Source organism: Jeongeupia chitinilytica, from assembly GCF_014652315.1.
GTDB lineage: Bacteria > Pseudomonadota > Gammaproteobacteria > Burkholderiales > Chitinibacteraceae > Jeongeupia > Jeongeupia chitinilytica.
In genome coordinates, this window is record NZ_BMYO01000001.1 from 233,553 (window position 1) to 254,037 (window position 20,485).

Here is a 20,485-nt window from a genome sequence, read left to right on the forward strand (position 1 = left end):
TTTTTATTCCTGTCGTTTGGGCGTGTTTTGCCACAGCGACGTTGACGAGACGTGATTCCCGAGCATTCCGACCAGAATTTTCGTGAATCGTTTTTCCTGACCCATCCGGGACCCGACCATGGTTGCGAACGTACAAACCCTTCTTGACGAAGGCCTGGCCGCTCTGGCGGCGACGAGCGACGCGCAAGAGCTGGAGAACGCCAAGGCGCGTTACATTGGCAAGGAAGGTGCGATCACCGCCTTGCTGCGCCAGCTGGGCGCCTTGCCGCCGGAAGAAAAGAAAACCTTTGGCGCGACCGTCAATCAGGCCAAGCAGGCCTTCGAAGCCGCACTGCAGGCGCGTCGCGACGCGCTGACCGCGGACAAGCTCGCAAAACAGCTGGCTGCCGAAGCGCTCGACGTCACCCTGCCGGGCCGCGGCCAGCCTTCCGGTGGCCTGCACCCGGTGACGCTGGTGCAGCAGCGCATCGAGGCGCTGTTCCGTTCGATCGGTTTCGACGTCGCCGACGGGCCGGAAATCGAGAACGATTTCCACAATTTCGAAGCGCTGAACATTCCCAAGGATCACCCGGCGCGGGCGATGGCCGACACCTTCTATATCGAAGGCGAGGCTGGCGGCGAGCCGCTGGTGCTGCGCACCCACACCAGTCCGATCCAGGTCCGCTACATGCTGAACAACCAGCCGCCGATCAAGATCGTCGCGCCGGGGCGCGTGTACCGCGTCGATTCGGATGCGACCCATTCGCCGATGTTCCACCAGATGGAAGGGCTGTGGGTTGACGAGGGCGTATCGTTTGCCGACCTCAAGAGCGTCATCGTCGACTTCCTGCGCCGTTTCTTCGAGCGTGACGACCTGCAGGTGCGCTTCCGTCCGTCCTTTTTCCCGTTCACCGAGCCGTCGGCCGAGATCGATGTGCTGGGCGAGCGCGGCTGGCTCGAAGTCGGTGGCTGCGGCATGGTGCATCCGAACGTGCTGAAGAACGTCGGCATCGATGCCGAGAAGTACACCGGCTTTGCCTTCGGCATCGGCCTCGACCGCTTCGCGATGCTGTATTACGGCGTCAACGACCTCCGTCTGTTCTTCGAGAACGATCTGTCGTTCCTCGGGCAGTTCGAGTAAACCCGGACGGTCCGCCGAACCCCGAATTCCTTTTCCCATGCCTGAATGCAACCGTCGCCCGGCGACGGCTGCACCTTGGAGCCAAGCGATGAAATTTTCCGAACAATGGCTGCGCAGCTGGGTCGACCCCCAGCTCGATTCCGAGCAGTTGGCACACCTGCTGACGATGGCCGGCCTCGAGGTTGAAGAGAACGAACCGGCAGCGCCGGCATTCGACAACGTCTTCGTGGCCGAAGTGCTGTCGATCGCCAAGCACCCGGACGCCGACCGTCTGAACGTTTGCAGTGTCAATGTCGGTGAAGCCGAACCGATCACCATTGTGTGTGGCGCACCGAACGTGGCCGTCGGCCTGAAAGTGCCGTGCGCCCGTATCGGTGCGACGCTGCCCGGCGATTTCAAGATCAAGCGCGCCAAGGTGCGCGGCGTCGAATCGTCCGGCATGTTGTGCTCGGGCGACGAGTTGGGGATTCCTGATGGCGTTGACGGCCTGCTGCTGCTGCCGGCCGATGCGCCGGTCGGCACCCCGATCCGCGACTACCTGCAGCTCGATGACCGGTTGCTGACGCTCAAGCTCACGCCGAATCGTGCCGACTGCCTGTCAATCAAGGGTATTGCCCGCGAAGTCGCCGCGCTGACCGGCGCTGCAGCCAGCCCGGTGCTGCCGCAGGCCGTCGCGCCGTCGATCGACGACGCACGTACCGTTACGCTGCATGCCGCCGATGCCTGCCCGCGCTACATCGGCCGCGTGCTGCGCAACGTCGATACCCGCGCCGCCACGCCGGACTGGATGAAGCAGCGTCTGGCACGCTCGGGCATCCGTTCGATCTCGGCCGTGGTCGATGTCACCAATTACGTGCTGCTCGAGCAGGGGCAACCGATGCATGCGTTCGACCTGGCCAGGATCGAAGGCGGCGTGCAGGCGCGCTTTGCCAAGCCGGGTGAAAAGCTCGTGCTGCTGAACGAGAAGGAAGTTGCCCTGGATTCCGACATGCTCGTCATTGCCGACGACGTGAAGGCGCTGGCACTGGCCGGCATCATGGGAGGGCTGGAGTCGTCGGTTGGCGATGCAACCCGCGATCTGTTCCTCGAGTCTGCCTACTTCGCGCCGGGCGTGATTGCCGGCAAGGGGCGTCGCCTGGGATTCAGCTCGGACAGCTCGCACCGCTTCGAGCGCGGTGTCGATTTCGGCGCCAGTCGTGCCGCGCTGGAGCGCGCCACGCAGCTGATCCTCGATATCTGCGGCGGTCAGGCCGGACCGGCGAGCGAAGCCGTCGGCACGCTGCCGGCGCGTCCGCCGGTGACGCTGCGCGTCTCGCGCGTCGCCAGGGTGCTTGGCGTGCAATTGAGTGCCGAAGAGATTGTCGCGATTCTGGGTCGGATCGGTCTGCCGGCCGAACTTGCCGGTGATGCGATCACCGTCACGCCGCCGAGTTTCCGTTTCGACATCGAAATCGAGGAAGACCTGATCGAGGAAGTGGCACGCGTTTACGGCTACGAAAATATCCCGGTGTCGGCATCGAACGCCAAACTGGCGATGCTGCCGCTGCCGGGCGACGCACGTGGCCGGATGGCGCTGAAGCAGCTGCTGGTGGCGCGCGATTACCGCGAAGCGATCAACTACGCTTTCGTCGAGGCGAAATGGGAAGCCGACTTTGCCGGCAATACCGCGCCAGTGAAACTGATCAATCCGATCGCCAGCCAGATGAGCGTGATGCGCTCGACGCTGATCGGTGGTCTGATCGCCGGTCTCAAGCACAACCTGAACCGCAAGCAGGAGCGCGTCCGTCTGTTCGAAGTGGCACGGGTGTTCAACGGTGTGGCCGCCGATGTCCAGCCGGAACGCATTGCCGCGCTGGCCTGGGGGGCGCGTGCCCCCGAACAGTGGGGTGCCGGCAAGGACAAGGTCGATTTTTTCGACATCAAGGCCGACGTCGAGGCGCTGATCGCACCGCGCGTGGCCGAGTTCCGCCGCGCCAGCCACCCTGCGTTGCACCCCGGACGCTCGGCCGAGGTCGTGCTTGACGGCGTCGCGATCGGTGTTGTCGGTGAACTGCATCCGCAGTGGGTGCAGGCCTACGAAATCGGCCAGGCCCCGGTGTTGTTCGAGCTGGATGTCGCTGCGCTGTTGTCGGTGTCCCGGATCAAGGCCGAGCCGGTGTCGAAGTTCCAGCCGGTCCGTCGCGATCTGGCGCTGGTCGTCGACGAAGCCGTTTCGGTGGCCGAGTTGCAGGCCGCCTTCGCGACCGTGAAGAACCCGCTGGTGAGCAGCGTGGCGCTGTTTGACGTCTACCGTGGCAAGGGTGTCGAGGAAGGGAAAAAGAGCCTTGCTTTCAAGGTGTTAATCCAAGATACTCGGAAAACTTTGACCGATGAAGAGGTCGATGCCGCCGTCAATCAGCTGCTGCGCAAAGCAGAAACGTGCGGCGCGATGTTGAGGGCGTAATGCAGTACGGAACCACCACAATGACGCTGACCAAGGCCGACCTTGCCGACATGCTGTTCGACAAGGTAGGCCTCAACAAGCGCGAAGCAAAAGACATGGTCGAGGCGTTTTTCGAAGAGATCCGCCTCTCACTGGCCGACGGGGATGTCGTGAAGTTGTCCGGATTCGGCAACTTCCAGCTGCGCGACAAGCCGCAGCGCCCCGGGCGCAACCCCAAGACCGGGGAAGAAATCCCGATTTCCGCCCGCCGGGTGGTGACCTTTCACGCCAGCCAGAAGCTCAAGGGCTTAGTCGAAATCCACTATGCAAAGCACCAGCAACGTCGTTCCGACCAATGAGCTGCCGCCGATTCCGGCGAAGCGCTACTTCACCATCGGTGAGGTCAGCGAGCTGTGCGGCGTCAAGCCGCACGTACTGCGCTACTGGGAGCAGGAGTTCACGCAGCTCAAGCCGGTGAAGCGCCGGGGTAACCGCCGCTACTACCAGCACCATGAAGTGCTGCTGGTGCGACGGATCCGCTCGTTGCTGTACGAGCAGGGTTTCACCATCAGCGGTGCGCGCAACCAGCTTGCGCATCTGGGCGAGGGTACTGCCGGCAGCAACGAAGTGACCGCGTCGGTACGGCAGGAGCTGCAGGCCCTGCTCGACTGGCTCAAGCTCTAGCGCAGTCGCTGCGAAGCCGTTATACTTCGCAGCTCTCGGAATGTAGCGCAGCCTGGTAGCGCACTTGCATGGGGTGCAAGGGGTCGCGAGTTCGAATCCCGCCATTCCGACCAGTACAGATAAGGGCTTAGACTTCACGGTCTAAGCCCTTATTGCATTTGCACTCGTCAAGGCCGGCCTGGCTGTGTTGCTGATGGTCGCCAACCTCCGGAGCCCGTCATGAGTTCGACCGCCGCATTCTCCCTGCTGTCCCTGTCGCCCGCTTTCCTGCAGAACCTCGACAGTCTCGGTTACCAGCACATGACGCCGATCCAGTCGCAGGCGCTGCCGGTGATTCTGAACGGTCATGACCTGATCGCGCAGGCCAAGACCGGCAGCGGCAAGACCGCGGCGTTCGGCATCGGCATCCTCAATGCGCTGAATCCGCGCTTTTTCGGTATCCAGGCACTGGTCCTGTGCCCGACGCGCGAACTCGCCGATCAGGTGGCCAAGGAACTGCGCCGGCTGGCGCGGCACGTCGACAACGTCAAGATCATCGCCCTGTGCGGCGGCACGCCGATGGGCCCGCAGATCGGTTCGCTCGAGCATGGCGCGCACATCGTCGTCGGTACGCCGGGACGGATCCGCGATCACCTCGGTCGTGGCACGGTCGACCTGTCGACGATCAGCACGCTGGTGCTTGATGAGGCCGACCGCATGGTCGACATGGGTTTCTACGAAGACATCATGGGCATCGCCAGCGCCTGCCCGAAAAAGCGCCAGACGCTGCTGTTTTCGGCGACCTACCCGGACACGATCCGCAAGGAGAGTGCGCGCCTGCTGCGTCTGCCGGTCGAGATCAAGGTCGAGTCGCTGCACGACGCCAGCCGGATCGAACAGCGCTTCTACGAAGTCGAGCACGAGGATCGCAACGCTGCGGTGGCGATGCTGCTCGACCATTACCGGCCGAAGTCGGCGCTGGCGTTCTGCAACACCAAGATCCACTGCCGCGAGCTGGTCGACGAACTGCGCGAGCGCGGCTTCTCGGCGCTGGCGCTGTACGGCGATCTTGAGCAGCGTGACCGCGACGAGATCCTGCTGCAGTTCGCCAACGGCAGCTGCACCGTGCTGGCCGCGACCGATGTTGCTGCGCGCGGGCTCGACATCACCACACTCGATTACGTGATCAACGTCGATGTCTCGCGCGACACCGAAGTGCACATCCACCGGATCGGCCGCACCGGGCGCGGCAAGGAACGCGGCATCGCGCTGAGCCTCGCTTCGCCGCAAGAGAAGAAATGGGTCAAGCTGATCGAGGAGTATCAGGGCGGCCCGGTGCGCTGGTTCGGCCTCGATACGCTGGCGCCGGCCAGCGAGGCGCCGCTGCTGCCGCAGATGGTGACCCTGTGCATCGCCGGCGGCAAGAAGGACAAGCTGCGCCCCGGCGACCTGCTTGGCGCGTTGACCGGCGATGCGGGCATCAGCGGTGAATTCGTCGGCAAGATCAATGTGTTCGACCACGCGACCTATGTCGCGCTCGACCGCCGGGTTGCCGACAAGGCGTTCAAGCGGCTCGCGCACGGCAAGATCAAGGGCCGCGCGTTCAAGATGCGCTTCATCGAAGGCTGATCAGGCCAGCGCACGCTGCGCGAGTACCACGCCGGCCGCGGCGACGCAGATCACGGCCAGCGCCACGAACAGGTGGTCGCAGGCGATTAGCGTCGCCTGCTGGTCGATCTGCAGCGACAGGCGTGCCAGCATGTCGGGTGTACGGGGCAGGTCGGGCGCCAGTGCTTGCAGGTCGAACACGTTGATCCTGCCAACCAGATCGGTGCGGGCGATGGCCCGGTCGGTCTGCAGCCACTGGCTGGTCATGCCGGTGCCCAGCGCGGTCGCGACCTCGCGCATGATGTTCTTCAGCTGGTAGGCGTGGACGAAGTCCTCGGGTTCGAAGTCGAGATAGGTCATCGACGCGACCTGCACCATGATCAGTGCGGTGGTCAGGCTCTGCAGCATCATCGCCGGCATCAGGGCCGGAATCGACGCACCGGGCATCGCGCCGACCGACAGTAGTGTCGCCGCCAGTGCGAACACGATGAAGCCGGCGGTGATGACCCGTCGACGGCGGAAGATGCGGCGGAAGCTGAAGGTGTGCAGCATCACGCCGATCAGGCCGATCCCGCCGGCCAGACTCAGCACCATCCCGGTCGTCTGGAAGTTGAAACCCAGCCCCGCCTGCAGGAAGGACGGCACCAGATAGTTCCAGCCGCCCGAGATCAGGTAGTAGAGCGAATAAAAGCCCAGCCCGACCAGATAGCGACGGCTACCAAGGCGGCGGACGTCCAGCCACGGATCCGGGTGGTTGTGCAGCCAGCGGAACGCGAACACCAGCAGGCCTGCGCCGGCGAGCAATGCGGCCGTCTCGCCGCCGGACAGGCCGATCCGTGCCAGGCGGAAATCCTCGACGCCATGCAGCAGCAGCAGCGCGCCGAAGCCGAAGGCCAGCGCCGCAGGCCAGCCGAGCGTGCCCATCTGCGCCGTGGTCGGCTGTTCACGGCGCCGCGGGAACAGCGTCAGCACCATCGCGAACAGCGGCACGGTCACCAGTGCCTGCACCAGAAAGATCGCGCGCCAGCCGAGGTTCAGTGCCAGCTCGGCCGAAACCCACGGTGCCAGTGCGGTCAGGGCAAAGCTGCCCAAGCCGAAGCCGACGAAGATCGGCAGGCGCTCGTGCGGTTCGCTGACGAGCTGCGCGATGATGCGTGCAGCGGCAAACAGCCCGCCGCCGCCCAGCCCCTGCACGGCGCGTGCGAGCACCAGCTCGCTGATGTTGTTGGCCGATGCGCACAGCAGGGCACCGGCGCAGAACACCAGCAGCGACAGCAGGATGTAACGGCGGAAGGTGATCCGCGTGCCGATGCGGCCGAGTACGAGGTTGGCGACGACCGCAGCGGCGGCGTAGACGGTGATGGCCCACAGGTATTCTTCGGGCGCGGCATTCACGCCGCCCTGGATGTGTGCGCCGGCAATGCCGATCATCGACGAGGCGACGAAATCGACACCGGTCACGCAGCCGGCGGTCAGGCCGAACAGATAGACCCGGGCCCGGCCGAGCTCGGGGTGTCTGGAAAGCAGGGGGAGGGTATTCATCGCCCAAGCGTACGCAGTTCACCGGGCTGGAAAAATACCGGCAAATGGATTTATTGTTCATCCATGCAAACAAAAGACTGGAACGACTGGTACCGATTCGTGCTGGTGGCACAACTGGGCAGCTTCACCCGCGCTGCCGAGCGGCTGGGAATGCCGAAATCGTCACTGAGCCTTGCGATCAGCCGACTGGAGAAGCGCACCGGCGTGCGGCTGTTCGAGCGCAGCACGCGCCGGCTGCGGCTGACCGAAGAGGGAGGGCAGCTCTTGCAAGCCGTTCAGCCGTTGTTCACCCAGCTGGACGACATTGCCGATCACCTGCATGCGGCCGATGACCGGCTGCGGGGCGTGCTGCGGATTGCCGCACCGTACGAGTTCGGTACGCAGCAGCTTGGCGACGTCATCTGCAACGTGCTGGCCGACCATCCCGAACTCGACATCCACGTCGACGTGAGCGCCAGACGTGTCGATCCGCTCGCCGACGGTTACGACATCGTGTTCGTCGTCACCGTCGATGCCCTGCCCGATTCAAGTCAGGTGATGCGGCGCGTTGTCAGTGTCGAGCGCGGATTGTATGCATCGCCGGCTTTGTTGAAAGCGTCGCCGCCATTGATGTCGCCGGCGGCGCTCGGCGGCTGGCCGCTGGTGGCGTCGCCGAACGAGCAGCAGTGGCAGTTTGCCTCGCCACACGGCGAGCCCTTGCTGTTGCCGCTGTCGCCGCGGCTGCGCACGCAGAATGCCGCACTGCGGCTGCGCGCGGCGGTCGAAGGGCTCGGCGTGGCCATGCTGGCAACGACGTTCTGCGAGCAGGAGGTGGCCCGTGGCGAACTGGTCCGACTGTTGCCGGACTGGCCCACCGATCCTTTGCAGATCTATGCCCTGCTGCCGGCCCGGCGGCTGATGCCGGCGCGGACCCGGCATTTCCTCGAAAGGCTGGGCTCGCTGCTGCAGCGCTGACTGCCACCCGGGGTCGCGGGATCGGGGGCCATGGTAGAATTGCCGATCAACTCAAATACTGCGCCTCGGGGAGTCTTTCATGTCCGGCAATTCGCTCGGTTTGTTGTTCACCGTTACCTCGTTCGGCGAATCGCACGGGCCGGGCATCGGCTGCATCGTCGACGGTTGCCCGCCGGGGCTGGCACTCTCGCTCGAGGACATCCAGCTCGAACTCGATCGCCGCAAGCCGGGCACCAGCCGCCACGTCACGCAGCGCAAGGAGCCCGATACTGTCGAAATCCTCTCGGGCGTGTTCGAAGGCAAGACCACCGGTACGCCGATCGCGCTGCTGATCCGCAACCAGGACCAGCGCAGCCAGGATTACGGCAAGATCGTCGAAACGTTCCGCCCGGGCCACGCCGACTACACCTACTGGCACAAGTACGGCATCCGCGACTACCGCGGCGGCGGTCGCAGCTCGGCGCGCGAAACCGCGGTGCGTGTCGCCGCCGGCGCGATCGCCAAAAAGTGGCTGTCCGAGAAGTTCGGCATCGTCATCCGCGGCTACATGAGCCAGCTCGGCGAGATCGAGATCCCGTTCGAAAGCTGGGACCAGGTCGGCGACAACGCCTTCTTCGCGCCGAACAACGCCATCGTGCCGCAGCTCGAGGACTACATGGACCTCGTCCGCAGCGAACGCGATTCGGTCGGCGCCAGGATCACCGTCGTCGCCGAGAACGTGCCGGTCGGTTGGGGCGAGCCGGTGTACGACCGCCTCGACGCCGATATCGCCTACAACATGATGAACATCAACGCGGTGAAGGGCGTCGAGATCGGCGCCGGTTTCGCCAGCGTCGCCCAGCGCGGCTCGGTGCACTGCGACGAACTGACGCCGCAGGGCTTTGCCACCAACCACGCCGGTGGCGTGCTCGGCGGCATTTCCAGCGGCCAGGACATCGTCGTCAATCTCGCGGTCAAACCGACGTCGAGCATCGCGCAGGAACGCCGGTCGATCGACAAGCAGGGCAACCCGGTGATGATGGCCACGACCGGCCGCCACGATCCGTGCGTCGGCATCCGCGCGACGCCGATCGCCGAGGCGATGCTGGCGCTGACGCTGATCGACCACGCGCTGCGCCACCGCGCCCAGTGCGGTGACGTCGTCGTCGATACGCCGCGCATTCCCGGCAAGATCGCCAAGTGAGCGCGATGCGCACGCTGGTTCTGCTGGCCATTCTGGCGCTGCTCGGCGGCTGCGCAACGTCGCCGCCGACGTTCAAGGCCGAGGTCAGCGTGCGTCACCAGATCGCGTCCGATGTCGCCGGCAAGCGGTTCGCGTTCAAGCGCGACGCCAGCCAGGCGCAGAGCCTGCTGCAGCGCGACGTCGAGCACGATGTCGCCGTTGCGCTCGAGGGTTACGGGCTGACGCAGGAAAGCAATCCGGGCCGCGCCGACTGGCTGGTCGAACTCGCTTACGGCGTCGACGACGGCAAGACCGTCACCTACAACCAGCCGGTGTGGGGCACGACGTATTACACCTATTACCGGCGTGTCTACAGCGGCAACAGCTACGTCATCGTGCCGTACTACTATCCGAGCACCGAAGTCGTCGGCAGTCAGCCGGTGTCCGAAACGGTGTATACGCGCTACCTGGCCATCGACATCTACGACCGCAGGGCGCTGGCGCGCAACGACTTCGCCAAGCTGTACGAGGGCGAGGCGAAGAACCGCAGCGGCAGCAGCAAGTTCGACAACGCGTTGCCCTACCTGACCCGCGCGCTGTTCCAGACTTTCCCCGGCACGGCCGGGACGCGCACGGTCCAGTTGCCGCTGCCGCCGGTCCAACCCTGAGCGCATGACGCCGTCGCTGGGTGAGCGCGCTGTGCCGTACCCGTTCGGGAGCTGCTGATGCCACTGCAGCATCGGGTCATGGACGACGGCACCGGCGCATGGAAACCGGTGCCGATGTCGTCGGTGGCCATGGTGCTGCTGCTCACCGTATGGCTCCTGTATTTCGCACTGAGCGGTGACCGCTGGGTGCCGCTGCTGGACGGGGCCAACCTGCTGATTCACGAAGCAGGCCACCCGGTTTTCGGGGTGCTGTCCGAGCGCCTGATGGTTTACGGCGGCACGCTGGGGCAACTGGTGTTCCCGCTGGCGGCGCTGTACCAGTTCCGTCGTCAGCGCGATGCGGTCGGCAGTACGGTGGCCGTCATCTGGCTGGGGGAGAACGGTTTGAACATCGGCCGTTACATGGCCGATGCACGTGCACAGCTGTTGCTGCTGGTGGGCAATGGCGACCGATTGCACGACTGGACGGACATCCTCTCGCGCTGGGGATTGTTGCGTTTCGATACCATGCTCGGTAGCCTGCTTCGGCTGCTGGGCGTGCTGCTGATTCTGGCGGCGCTGGTCTGGTTGTTCCAGCAGGCCCGGCGCGCCAAACCGATGGATTGAAGACTGACTGTGACACCGGATCAATACTGCGAAGACAAGGCCGCCCAGAGCGGTTCCAGCTTCTACTACAGCTTCCGCTTCCTGCCCGAAGAGAAACGCCGCGCGATCACCGCGCTGTATGCGTTCTGTCGCGAGGTCGACGACGTGGTCGACGAGACGCACGACGAGGGCGTCGCGCGCACCACGCTGAACTGGTGGCGCGGCGAGGTCGACCAGCTCTACGCGGGCAGCCCGCAGCATCCGGTGACACGCGCGCTGCTGCCGGTGCTCAAGACCTTCAACCTGAGCCGCGAGCATTTCCTCGAAATCATCGACGGCATGGAAATGGATCTCGATCAGGCGCGCTATGCCAGCTTCAAGGACCTGCAGCTCTATTGCTACCGGGTCGCCTCGGTCGTCGGACTGATGGCCGCCGAAATCTTCGGCTACACCGACCGCAAGACACTGAAGTACGCGCACGATCTCGGCATCGCCTTCCAGCTGACCAACATCATCCGCGATGTCGGCGAAGACGCGCGTCGCGGCCGGCTCTATCTGCCGGTCGACGAGCTGCAGCGTTTCAACGTGCCTGCTGCCGACGTGTTCAACTTCCGCCAGACCGCCGAGTTCAAGTCGCTGATGGCGTTCCAGATCGACCGCGCCGAACAGTACTACCGTCAGGCGTTCGAGCTGCTGCCCAAGGCCGACCGCAAGGCGCAGCGCCCGGGCCTGCTGATGGCGGCGATCTACCGCGCGACGCTCGACGAAATCCGCCGCGACGGCGCCGACAAGGTGCTGAACCAGCGCTTGAGCCTGACGCCGATCCGCAAGCTGTGGCTGGCGTGGCGCACCTGGTGGTTCGGCTGAAAATCCGCGCATGAACCTGCTGCGCACACGCAGGATTGCGTTGTGCGCTTCTCGCCATCCTCATGGGCCACATGCCCATTCCGGTGGCTGCGATGCTGACGCCTTGTCCTGCCCGTGCTCGCGACGGTTCCTGTGCGGATTCGGTTTTTGCCGCGCATCGCGTCACGCCTTGATACGAGCAGCCACTGCATCATGACGACCACCATTCAATGCGCCCGGGGCGCAGCAAAACACATCGCCGTCCTCGGTGGCGGCTACGCCGGCATGGCCGCAGCGGTCGAGCTGGCCGACGCCGGCCTGCGGGTGACGGTATTCGAAGCCGGCCCGGTGCTCGGCGGCCGGGCGCGGCGGGTCACCATCGACGATCGCGAGATCGACAACGGCCAGCACCTGCTGATTGGCGCATATTCCGAACTGCTGGGCCTGATGCGCCGCGTCGGTGTCGATCCGGACGCGGCCTTCCTGCGCACGCCGCTCGATCTGGCCGTTGTGCCCGGATTCCGGCTGCGCGCGCCGCGTCTGCCGGCGCCACTGCACCTGGCCGCAGCGCTGATTGGTGCGCAAGGCCTGAGCTGGCCCGAGCGCTGGGCGCTGATCCGGGCGATGCGTGCAGCCGAGGGCGCGCGCTGGCGGCTGGGTACAGATCTGCCGGTCAGCGACTGGCTGAACACGCAGCGGCAGCCCGAGCGGCTGGTCGAGGCATTCTGGCGGCCGCTGACCGTCGCCGCGCTGAACACGCCCCTGGAAACCGCGTCGACGCAGGTGCTGTTCAATGTGCTGCGCGACAGCCTGGGCGGATCGCGTTCGGCGTCCGATCTGCTGTTTCCGAAACTCGATTTCTCCGCACTGTTTCCCGATGCCGCTGCCGCCTACGTGGCGGCGCGTGGTGGCCAAGTCCGTCTGGGCACGTCGGCCAGGCAGATCGAGCGTGACGGCGACGGCTGGCGGGTCAATGGCGAAGCCTTCGACGGCGTGATCTGCGCCTTGCCGCCACACCGTGCCGGCATGGTGCTGGCCGGCGTCGATGCGGCGCTGGTCGCGCGACTGGCTGCGTGGGACTACCAGCCCATCGTCACCGTCTATCTGCAGTACCCGGCTTCGGTGACCCTGCCACAGCCGATGCTCGGCATCGCAGCCGGCATCAGCCAGTGGATCTTCGATCGCGGCCGGACGCACGACCAGCCGGGGCTGATTGCCGTGGTGCTGTCGGCACGTGGCGCGCATTCGTCATGGACACAGGCGCAACTGGTTGCCGAAGTCGTCCCCGAGCTGGATGCGCACTTCGGCTGGGGCGAGCCGGGCTGGCGGCGGGTGATCGCCGAAAAGCGCGCCACCTTCGCCGCGACGCCGGATCTCTGGCGGCCGACGAATGCGACCGGCGAGCCGACCCTGTGGCTGGCCGGTGACTACACCGCCGGCGACTATCCGGCGACGCTCGAAGGCGCAATCCGCAGCGGCCGGACGGCGAGCCGTGGGATAATCGCTGCATTCACGAAAGCGGAAACAACGACATGAGCGAGTGGAAAGACTACCAGGTGCCCGCCGACGCCTTTACCGGCCGGGTCATTCTCGTCACCGGTGCCGGTCAGGGGGTGGGCGCCGCAGCGGCGCGCGCGCTGGCGCGGCAGGGGGCAACGGTCATCCTGCTCGGCCGCAGCGAAAAGAAACTGACCCGCGTCTACGACGACATCGTCGCCGCCGGCGGACCCGAGCCGGCGGCGGTGCCGATGGATCTGGCGAAGATCGGCGAATCCGAAATCGCCCAGCTCGGTGTACTGATCAACAAGGAATTCGGCCGGCTCGACGGCATCCTGCATGCCGCCAACGGTTTCACCTTCCTGTCGCCGCTGTCGAACCAGAAGCTCGACGAATGGGTCGAGCAGTTCCGCGTCAACGTTGCGGCGCCGTTCGCGATCACCCGTGGGCTGATGCCGCTGCTGACGCAGGCGCCCGACGCCGCCGTACTGGTAATCGGCGAGGAGCACGCGCTCGATGCCAAGGCCTACTGGGGCGGTTTCAGCGTGTCGAAGATCGGCCAGCAGAACTGGGTCAAAATCGCTGCCGACGAGTGGGAGGCATATCCGCAACTGCGAATCAACTGGCTGATCCCGGGGGCGATCCATTCGCCGTTCCGCACCAAGTCGCATCCGGGCGAGTCGCCGGACACGCTGCCGGGCATCGAAGCCCTTGTTCCATCACTGCTTTACTGGCTCGGGCCGGCCAGTCACGGTCAGAGCGGACAGACGTTGTTGTTCAGGAATTAAGCATTCCTCATGTCAATAGTTACTATGAACTTATTGCGAAAATGAGACACTTACACGTGTGACTCGGGCGCAAGCCCGGAGCAAATCGGTTTGAGCGAAGCCGTTTTGCTTGAGCGTCTCATCTCTCCCTGTAGCAAGTTCCACCCCGCCGCGTGCGGGGTGTTTTTTTGTCCGTGCACCGCGCAAGGCCATGCTAGCCTCGGGGCAACAGGAGGAGTCGGGATGAACAGGGACGCATTGCTGAACATGCTGGCGAGCGGGCGCGACAATCCCATGCTGCGGTTGTCGCTCGGCACGCTGTATCTGGGCGAGGGCGACGCGGTCACCGCGGCCGAACACCTGCGCAAGGCCATCGAACTCGATCCGGCGTACTCGGCCGCGTACAAGCTGCTCGGCAAGGCGCTGCTGCAGGCAGGCCGGAGCGATGACGCCGAGGTCGCGTGGCAGGACGGACTGGCGGTGGCCGAGCGCCGTGGCGACATGCAGACCGTGCGAGAAATCACAGTCTTCCTCAAGCGCATCGCCAAGGCGCGCAGCGCACCCGACTGAGCCGCACCGGCGGGCCATTTTGCCGGGATGCGGCACGGCGTTGCCGGTACAATTCGGCATGCGATTCTTTCCCCGTTTTCCGTCATGACGCTTGCCGAGCTTTTCGCCGACAACGGCCCGCTGGCCGAGGCTTTTCCCGGCTACAAGCTGCGCCCGCAACAGCTGCAGATGGCCGAGGCTGTCGAGTCCACACTGAACGAGCGCGGCCAGCTGATCGCCGAGGCTGGCACCGGCACCGGCAAAACCTTTGCCTACCTCGTGCCGGCGCTGCTGTCCGGCGGCAAGGTCATCGTTTCGACCGGTACCAAGACACTGCAGGACCAGCTGTTCGCGCGCGACATTCCGACCGTGCGCGACATCCTCAAGGTGCCGGTGACGATCGCGCTCCTGAAGGGGCGTGCCAACTACGTCTGCCATTACCACCTCGAGCAGGCGCGGCACAACGGCCGCTTCCGCAGTCGCGAGGACATCGTCGACCTGCAGAAGATCGAGCACTACGCAAAGCTGACCCAGTCCGGCGACAAGGCCGGCTGTACCGGCGTCGCGGAAAATGCGGCGATCTGGTCGCAGGTGACCAGCACGCGCGACAACTGCCTCGGCCAGGACTGCCCGCACCACAAGGACTGCTTCGTGCTCAAGGCGCGCAAGGACGCGCAGGAGGCCGACGTCGTTGTCGTCAACCATCACCTGTTCTTCGCCGACGTCTGGCTGCGCGACGAAGGCGCGGGCGAGCTGCTGCCGGCATGCAACGCGGTGATCTTCGACGAGGCGCACCAGCTGCCCGAAGTCGCCAGCCTGTTCTTCGGCGAAACCGTCGCATCTGGCCAGCTGGTCGAGCTGGCGCGCGATGCACGCGCCGAGGCCCTGGTCGTGGCCAAGGATTACGTCCATCTGCCGCAGGCGGCCGAAGCGCTGGAGAAGGTCGTCCGCGACTTCCGGCTTGCGTTCAAGCCCGAGCCGGCCAAGCATCCGCAGCACGAGCTGGCCGACAAGTACCCGAAGTACGCCGAAGCACTCGACGCGCTGGTGCTCAAGCTGACCGAACTCGCGGGCCAGCTGGAAAAGCAGGCCGAGCGTGGCGAATCGCTGGCCAAATGCTTCGAGCGTGCCAAGACGCTGCGCGAAACGCTGGCGCTGTGGTGCGAGCCCGACGACAAGGACGCGGTGCACTGGATCGACATCACGCCGAACGGCTTCCTGCTACACGCGACGCCGCTGAACATCGCCGAGCTGTTCCGCAAGCAGCTCTACGCCGGCCAGAAGGCGTGGGTGTTCGCGTCGGCGACGCTGGCGGTCAACAACAGCTTCAAGCACTTCCAGCACGAGCTGGGCCTGTGGGATGCGCGCTGCGAAACCTGGGACAGCCCGTTCGACTACAAGCAGCAGGCCGCGCTCTACGTGCCGCGTGACATGCCGCAAGCCAACTCGCCCGAGTTCACCGCCAAGGTGGTCGAGCGCGCCTGGCCACTGCTGCAACTGACGCAAGGCCACGCCTTTCTGCTGTTCACGTCGCTGCGGGCCATGCGCGAGGCGCACGAACTGGTGACGCAAAGGCTCAAGGATGCCGGGCTCGACTGGCCGGTCTTGCTGCAGGGGCAGGGCAGCCGGACCGAACTTCTCGACAAGTTCCGTGCCTCACCGAATGCCGTTCTGGTGGCCAGCCAGACGTTCTGGGAAGGCATCGACGTGCGCGGCGAACAACTGTCGCTGGTGGTGATCGACAAGCTGCCGTTCTCGCCGCCCGATGATCCGGTGCTGTCGGCGCGGGTGGAGCAGCTGGCCAAGGAAGGCCGCAACGCCTTCATCGACTACCAGCTGCCGCATGCGGCGATCACGCTCAAGCAGGGGGCCGGACGGCTGATCCGCGACGAGACCGACACCGGCATCCTGATGATTGCCGACAACCGGCTGGTCGACAAACCCTACGGCAAGGTGCTGTGGAAGAGCCTGCCGCCGATGTTCCGCACCCGCGAACTCGATACCGTTCAACGCTTCTTCGAGGCAAAGCGCCAGCATGGCCGCGAAACGCAAGACAACTAGAAAACAGGGCGGCTTCCTCCGCCGTCTCAGGCAGCTGCTGGTGCTGGCGCTCGTGCTGGCCATCGCTGCCGCGGGTGGCCTGTACTGGTACGCTACGACGCCGCAATCGCAGCCGGTGCCGCTGACCTTCAACGTCGGTCCGGGCAGTGTCACCCGGATTGCCGATCAGCTGGAGAAGCAGGGGGCGACCGATTCGGCCCTGCTGTTCCGTGTGCTGGCGCGGGTGTCGGGCAAGGAGACCAGACTCAAGGCCGGCGTCTACCGGATCGATGCGCCGACCAGCCCTTGGGCGCTGATCGACAAGCTGGCGCGCGGCGACGTGATCGAAGTCGCGTTCACCATCGTCGAGGGCTGGGGCTGGCGCGATGTCCGCCGTGCACTGGTCGCCGAAACGCAACTCGGCAACGATCTGGCGCCGCTCGACGACACTGCCTTGCTGAAGGCGCTGAAGATCGACGCCAGCAGCCCGGAAGGACAGTTCTTCCCCGACACCTACCACGTGAATCCGGGTAGCTCGGAGCTTGCGCTGCTCGAGCGCGCGCATGCGCGGATGAAGACCAAGCTCAATGCGGCCTGGGCGCAGCGCGCACCGGATCTGCCGCTCAAGTCGCCACAGGACGCGCTGATCATGGCGTCGCTGGTCGAAAAGGAAACCGGCCACGGCGGCGACAGGCCGATGATTGCCGGGGTGTTCGCCAACCGGCTGAAGATCGGCATGCGGTTGCAGACCGATCCGACGGTGATTTACGGCATGGGTGAGGCGTACGCGGGCAAGCTGCGCAAGGTCGACCTGCAGACCGATACGCCGTACAACACCTACACCCGTGCGGGCCTGCCACCGACACCGATCGCCATGCCCGGCGAAGCCGCGCTGGTTGCGGCAGTCCGGCCGGCGACGACGTCGGCACTGTATTTCGTCTCGCGCGGCGACGGCACCTCGCAGTTCTCGACCAGCCTCGAGGAGCACAACAGCGCGGTCGACCGCTACATCCGCGGGCGCTGAGCGCCGAGCCGCCCCACCAGGGTGGCAAATCGGTCGACGGCCGTCCAGTCGGTGTATTCGACCACGGTGGCCGGATCGGTCGGGCCGCCGCTCATGGCCATGATCATCCGGATCATCAGCCGGTCGAACCAGCGGTAGCGCGGATAGTCGAGCCTGCCGGCAAAGGCTGCGGCCAGCGCGGGTTGCAGCCGGTGCCGGGCCAGCCACTTGCCGAGGTAGACATTGCCGCCGGCGTTGTCCTTGCCCGGCTTGCGGGCACTGAGATTGACCGAGACCAGCGCCAGCGGCTTGCGTTGCAGCATGGCGGCCTCCCGCTGCAGGAGGTGTTCGGCCTCGGGCAGGTGCCGGCCGTAACGGACGGCGGCAATGACCACAATGGCGCTGGCATTGGCCAGTTCGGCGGCATCGGGCTGGTGTCGGCGCAGGTCGCAGCGCAATACCACGCCCCCTGTACATCCTGCCGCAACGCGTTCGGCGATTTTCGCCGCCTGGCCGTCACGACTGGCATAACAGATCAGCAATGTTTCCATGTCCGCCAGCATACCGTCCGGACCGCACGTGCATCTTGCGCCGGGTCATGTCGGATGATTGGTAGTCTCAGGGAAAGTCACTACACAAAAATGCTTGATGCAAATGTTGCGCTGCGTAAAATCAAATTACGGTTTCGCCTTGGCAGAGGATCTGCCCGCATCGAAACACGATGTGCCGGACGAACCGAGAATGAGCATCCCCGGGTAGAGCAACGGGGGTGATGGGCGCCAGAATCAAGGCGTTGACTGGGCTGCCAGACCATGGTGGCATCGGATCGTGGTGACCTACCCACAATCGCCGACGATCAAGACTCGTTCGACCCCCGGGCGGGGGAAGCAAGGCTTGCCCTGCCTGCCGAAGAGGTGGTTATTGCACTGCGGCGTAGTCTGCCAACGGCAATTACAAGGAGGTCGTCATGAATGGACAAGAGAGCAGGGCAGAGGTACGCAGCCGGGGTCACGAAGTGGTCCGCTGCCGCGATTGCGGCATCACCCATCAGCGTGTCAATGCCCTTGGCGTATGCACGGCCTGCATGACCATGCGGGCACTCGATTACGCGGCCCGACGCCACAGCACCGAAGTGGCGTGCCGCAACTGAACATCGGTCCGGCTTCGGCCGGAACGTTGTAGCACGGCAATCATCACGGCAACTTGAACCGCGCCCTTCGGCGCGGTTTTTTTTCGGGCGTGCGGCTTGCTGCGCGCAAAAGAAAACGGGCCTTGCGGCCCGTCGTCTGCATAGCGGCTTCAGTGAATGCCGCCGCTTTCCTTGTAGCGGTTTTCCAGCCAGTTCACCCCGGCTGCCATGACGAGGGTCATGATCAGGTAGGCAAACGAAATCACCAGATACGGCTCCATATAGCGCGAGTAGGCGCCGGCGACGGTGCGTGCGGCATAGGCCAGTTCGGCGAGGCCGATGGCCGAGACCAGCGAGCTGTCCTTGAGCAGCATGATCGCCTCGTTGCCCAGCGGTGGCAGCATCCGGCGGAAGGCCTGCGGGATGATGATGAAGCGCATCGTCTGCCAGTAGTTCATTCCCAGCGAACGGCTGGCTTCGAACTGGCCCTTGGCGATCGACTGGATGCCGGCGCGGAAGATTTCGGTGATGTAGGCCCCCGAGTTGAGCGTCAGCGCAACCAGGCCCGACATGAAGGCACCGTGTTCCTGGCGGAGGTCGGCGGCAAGATCGCCGTTGATCAGGATGCCGTCCACCGGATGGACCAGTATGGGCATCACGGCGAAGTGGATCAGCAGGATCTGCACGAACAGCGGTGTACCGCGGAAGAACGTGACATAGGCGTTGGCCGGCCAGCGGACGAAGAAGCGGAGTACATACTTCCACGGTCCGTGCTTGACCTCGGCCAGCCTCGCCATGCCGGTAAACAGGCCGATCAGCGTGCCGAGCACCACGGCGATCAGCGTGATCCAGAGGGTCATCTTGATCCCGTCGACGAACAGCGCACGGTATTCCCAGATGATCTGAAGCTGGACGTGCTGCATCAACGGCACGCTCTGCTGCACTTGTGTCCAGAATTGGTCGAAATTCATAAGGCCGGATTCATCTCTGCAATAAAAGAAGCGCAACCCGTGATCGCGAGCTGCGCTTTGTCGGACGCGATTTTACCGCGGCGGCTGCTTACTTGCCGAAGTACTTTTTATAGATTGCGTCGTAGCTGCCGTCTGCCTTGATGGCCGCCAAACCCTTGTTGATTTGCTGCAGCATTTCCTTGTTGCCCTTTTTTACCGCAAAGCCGTAGTACTCCTTGGCAAAGCTGCTGTCATCGATCACCTTGAGCTTCTCGCTTTTGTTGTTGGTGATGAAGTTGACCACGACGCCGTTGTCGGCGACCACGGCGTCGACGCCGCCGTTGAGCAGCTCCTTCAGGGCCAGCGGCGTCGATTCGAAACGCTTGATGTTCGGATTGGTCTTGCCGACCAGCTTCTGTACGACCTCGTCACCGGTCGTGCCGGTCTGGACGCCGATCTTCCTGGTTTTCAGGTCGGCAAACTTGGTGATCTTGCTGCCCGGACCGACGGCAATCAGCTGCTTGGCCTCGAAGTACGGATCGGAGAAATCCATGGTCTGCTTGCGTTCCGGCGTGATCGTGACTGCCGACGCAACGATATCGCGGTCGCCGGTCGACAGCGTGGCGAAAATGCCTTCCCACGGGGTATTGATGAACTTGACCTTGAAACCGGCCTTGGCCGCGACTGCACTGAGCACGTCGATATCGAAACCGACGGCTTGCTGTCTGTCGTTCAGCGACTCGAACGGTGCGTAAGCGGCATCGGTCGCAACCTGGAACGTCTTGTCGGCAGCGCGGCCCGGTGTGGCGGCGAACAGGCTGGCAACGGCCAGTGCGGCAAACAGTGCGGAGGTGGTCAGCTTCATTGAGGCGTCCTTTTCTTTCGATGGCGAGATGCCGGAGTGAGGGTCCAAGGCTGGGTTCGCCTCTTTTTCTGAGCCTAGAGGTCGGGTTCGGGAGGAAGTATAGGGAGATTCCCTG

At 64.6% G+C, this 20,485-nt stretch carries 19 protein-coding genes and 1 tRNA gene; 16 read left to right on the forward strand and 4 right to left on the reverse strand.

Translation table 11 applies throughout. The annotated features are described in order from the left end of the window. The first annotated feature begins 118 nt into the window (after positions 1-118). The 6 genes from pheS to dbpA all read left to right on the forward strand — a co-directional run bounded on the left by pheS (position 119) and on the right by dbpA (position 5,834). On the forward strand, positions 119-1,120 hold the full coding sequence (gene pheS / locus IE097_RS01150) for a phenylalanine--tRNA ligase subunit alpha (protein ID WP_189458306.1): 1,002 nt from the start codon (positions 119-121) through the stop codon (positions 1,118-1,120). Between the two features lie 88 nt (positions 1,121-1,208). Next, complete coding sequence (gene pheT / locus IE097_RS01155; protein WP_189458307.1) at positions 1,209-3,563, forward strand: phenylalanine--tRNA ligase subunit beta; 2,355 nt, start codon at positions 1,209-1,211, stop codon at positions 3,561-3,563. 20 nt (positions 3,564-3,583) lie between these two features. Beyond that, positions 3,584-3,901 carry an integration host factor subunit alpha gene (locus IE097_RS01160; protein ID WP_189458308.1) on the forward strand — a complete coding sequence of 106 codons (318 nt, stop codon included), beginning with the start codon at positions 3,584-3,586 and terminating at the stop codon, positions 3,899-3,901. After that, complete coding sequence (locus tag IE097_RS01165) at positions 3,867-4,226, forward strand: MerR family transcriptional regulator (protein WP_189458309.1); 360 nt, start codon at positions 3,867-3,869, stop codon at positions 4,224-4,226. Before IE097_RS01160 ends, IE097_RS01165 begins: the two co-directional genes overlap by 35 nt. A gap of 36 nt (positions 4,227-4,262) precedes the next feature. Beyond that, a tRNA-Pro gene (locus IE097_RS01170) sits at positions 4,263-4,339 on the forward strand. Between the two features lie 106 nt (positions 4,340-4,445). Continuing rightward, a complete protein-coding gene (dbpA, locus tag IE097_RS01175) occupies positions 4,446-5,834 on the forward strand; it encodes an ATP-dependent RNA helicase DbpA (RefSeq protein WP_189458310.1) in 1,389 nt (462 codons plus the stop codon). On the opposite strand, the gene IE097_RS01180 is transcribed toward dbpA, so the two are convergent. Continuing rightward, the gene (locus IE097_RS01180) at positions 5,835-7,355 is read right to left on the reverse strand and encodes an MFS transporter (RefSeq protein ID WP_189458311.1); all 1,521 of its coding nucleotides are present in this window, start codon (positions 7,353-7,355) and stop codon (positions 5,835-5,837) included. A 63-nt stretch (positions 7,356-7,418) separates the two neighbouring features. Here IE097_RS01180 and IE097_RS01185 point away from each other — a divergent pair, with 63 nt between their 5' ends. From IE097_RS01185 to mltG, 10 genes are all read left to right on the forward strand, one after another. Then, positions 7,419-8,309, forward strand: a complete 891-nt coding sequence (locus tag IE097_RS01185) for a LysR family transcriptional regulator (protein ID WP_189458312.1) — start codon at positions 7,419-7,421, stop codon at positions 8,307-8,309. A gap of 79 nt (positions 8,310-8,388) precedes the next feature. After that, a complete protein-coding gene (gene aroC, locus IE097_RS01190; RefSeq protein ID WP_189458313.1) occupies positions 8,389-9,492 on the forward strand; it encodes a chorismate synthase in 1,104 nt (367 codons plus the stop codon). 5 nt (positions 9,493-9,497) lie between these two features. After that, a complete protein-coding gene (locus IE097_RS01195) occupies positions 9,498-10,139 on the forward strand; it encodes a DUF4136 domain-containing protein (protein WP_189458314.1) in 642 nt (213 codons plus the stop codon). 57 nt (positions 10,140-10,196) lie between these two features. Beyond that, entirely contained in the window at positions 10,197-10,745 is a 549-nt protein-coding gene (locus IE097_RS01200) for a hypothetical protein (protein ID WP_189458315.1), read from the forward strand. 9 nt (positions 10,746-10,754) lie between these two features. Then, positions 10,755-11,591 (forward strand): presqualene diphosphate synthase HpnD, encoded by an 837-nt coding sequence (gene hpnD, locus IE097_RS01205; protein WP_189458316.1) that lies wholly within the window; start codon positions 10,755-10,757, stop codon positions 11,589-11,591. A 192-nt stretch (positions 11,592-11,783) separates the two neighbouring features. Next, positions 11,784-13,106: a hydroxysqualene dehydroxylase HpnE gene (gene hpnE / locus IE097_RS01210; protein ID WP_189458317.1), complete on the forward strand. Its 1,323-nt coding sequence runs from the start codon at positions 11,784-11,786 to the stop codon at positions 13,104-13,106. Next, positions 13,103-13,855 (forward strand): SDR family NAD(P)-dependent oxidoreductase, encoded by a 753-nt coding sequence (locus IE097_RS01215; RefSeq protein ID WP_189458318.1) that lies wholly within the window; start codon positions 13,103-13,105, stop codon positions 13,853-13,855. The genes hpnE and IE097_RS01215 overlap by 4 nt, the downstream gene beginning before the upstream one ends. 222 nt (positions 13,856-14,077) lie before the next feature. After that, the gene (locus tag IE097_RS01220; protein ID WP_189458319.1) at positions 14,078-14,404 is read left to right on the forward strand and encodes a tetratricopeptide repeat protein; all 327 of its coding nucleotides are present in this window, start codon (positions 14,078-14,080) and stop codon (positions 14,402-14,404) included. Between the two features lie 84 nt (positions 14,405-14,488). Continuing rightward, positions 14,489-16,444 (forward strand): DNA repair helicase YoaA, encoded by a 1,956-nt coding sequence (gene yoaA, locus IE097_RS01225; protein ID WP_189458320.1) that lies wholly within the window; start codon positions 14,489-14,491, stop codon positions 16,442-16,444. Further along, positions 16,419-17,447, forward strand: a complete 1,029-nt coding sequence (mltG, locus tag IE097_RS01230) for an endolytic transglycosylase MltG (protein WP_189458321.1) — start codon at positions 16,419-16,421, stop codon at positions 17,445-17,447. The genes yoaA and mltG overlap by 26 nt, the downstream gene beginning before the upstream one ends. On the opposite strand, the gene hemG is transcribed toward mltG, so the two are convergent. The 3 genes from hemG to IE097_RS01245 all read right to left on the reverse strand — a co-directional run bounded on the left by hemG (position 17,429) and on the right by IE097_RS01245 (position 20,370). Continuing rightward, complete coding sequence (hemG, locus tag IE097_RS01235) at positions 17,429-17,977, reverse strand: menaquinone-dependent protoporphyrinogen IX dehydrogenase (protein WP_189458322.1); 549 nt, start codon at positions 17,975-17,977, stop codon at positions 17,429-17,431. The genes mltG and hemG overlap by 19 nt on opposite strands. A gap of 748 nt (positions 17,978-18,725) precedes the next feature. Then, positions 18,726-19,526 carry an amino acid ABC transporter permease gene (locus tag IE097_RS01240; RefSeq protein WP_229797354.1) on the reverse strand — a complete coding sequence of 267 codons (801 nt, stop codon included), beginning with the start codon at positions 19,524-19,526 and terminating at the stop codon, positions 18,726-18,728. Positions 19,527-19,614: 88 nt separating this feature from the next. Beyond that, positions 19,615-20,370, reverse strand: coding sequence for a basic amino acid ABC transporter substrate-binding protein (locus IE097_RS01245; RefSeq protein ID WP_189458323.1), 756 nt, complete (start codon positions 20,368-20,370; stop codon positions 19,615-19,617). Positions 20,371-20,485: the final 115 nt, after the last annotated feature.

Coding starts and splice junctions, on each gene's coding strand:
- pheS (WP_189458306.1), top strand. CDS start 119: ATGGTTGCGAACGTACAAACCCTTCTTGACGAAGGCCTGGCCGCTCTG.
- pheT (WP_189458307.1), top strand. CDS start 1,209: ATGAAATTTTCCGAACAATGGCTGCGCAGCTGGGTCGACCCCCAGCTC.
- IE097_RS01160 (WP_189458308.1), top strand. CDS start 3,584: ATGACGCTGACCAAGGCCGACCTTGCCGACATGCTGTTCGACAAGGTA.
- IE097_RS01165 (WP_189458309.1), top strand. CDS start 3,867: ATGCAAAGCACCAGCAACGTCGTTCCGACCAATGAGCTGCCGCCGATT.
- dbpA (WP_189458310.1), top strand. CDS start 4,446: ATGAGTTCGACCGCCGCATTCTCCCTGCTGTCCCTGTCGCCCGCTTTC.
- IE097_RS01180 (WP_189458311.1), bottom strand. CDS start 7,355: ATGAATACCCTCCCCCTGCTTTCCAGACACCCCGAGCTCGGCCGGGCC.
- IE097_RS01185 (WP_189458312.1), top strand. CDS start 7,419: ATGCAAACAAAAGACTGGAACGACTGGTACCGATTCGTGCTGGTGGCA.
- aroC (WP_189458313.1), top strand. CDS start 8,389: ATGTCCGGCAATTCGCTCGGTTTGTTGTTCACCGTTACCTCGTTCGGC.
- IE097_RS01195 (WP_189458314.1), top strand. CDS start 9,498: ATGCGCACGCTGGTTCTGCTGGCCATTCTGGCGCTGCTCGGCGGCTGC.
- IE097_RS01200 (WP_189458315.1), top strand. CDS start 10,197: ATGCCACTGCAGCATCGGGTCATGGACGACGGCACCGGCGCATGGAAA.
- hpnE (WP_189458317.1), top strand. CDS start 11,784: ATGACGACCACCATTCAATGCGCCCGGGGCGCAGCAAAACACATCGCC.
- IE097_RS01215 (WP_189458318.1), top strand. CDS start 13,103: ATGAGCGAGTGGAAAGACTACCAGGTGCCCGCCGACGCCTTTACCGGC.
- IE097_RS01220 (WP_189458319.1), top strand. CDS start 14,078: ATGAACAGGGACGCATTGCTGAACATGCTGGCGAGCGGGCGCGACAAT.
- yoaA (WP_189458320.1), top strand. CDS start 14,489: ATGACGCTTGCCGAGCTTTTCGCCGACAACGGCCCGCTGGCCGAGGCT.
- mltG (WP_189458321.1), top strand. CDS start 16,419: ATGGCCGCGAAACGCAAGACAACTAGAAAACAGGGCGGCTTCCTCCGC.
- hemG (WP_189458322.1), bottom strand. CDS start 17,977: ATGGAAACATTGCTGATCTGTTATGCCAGTCGTGACGGCCAGGCGGCG.
- IE097_RS01240 (WP_229797354.1), bottom strand. CDS start 19,526: ATGAATTTCGACCAATTCTGGACACAAGTGCAGCAGAGCGTGCCGTTG.
- IE097_RS01245 (WP_189458323.1), bottom strand. CDS start 20,370: ATGAAGCTGACCACCTCCGCACTGTTTGCCGCACTGGCCGTTGCCAGC.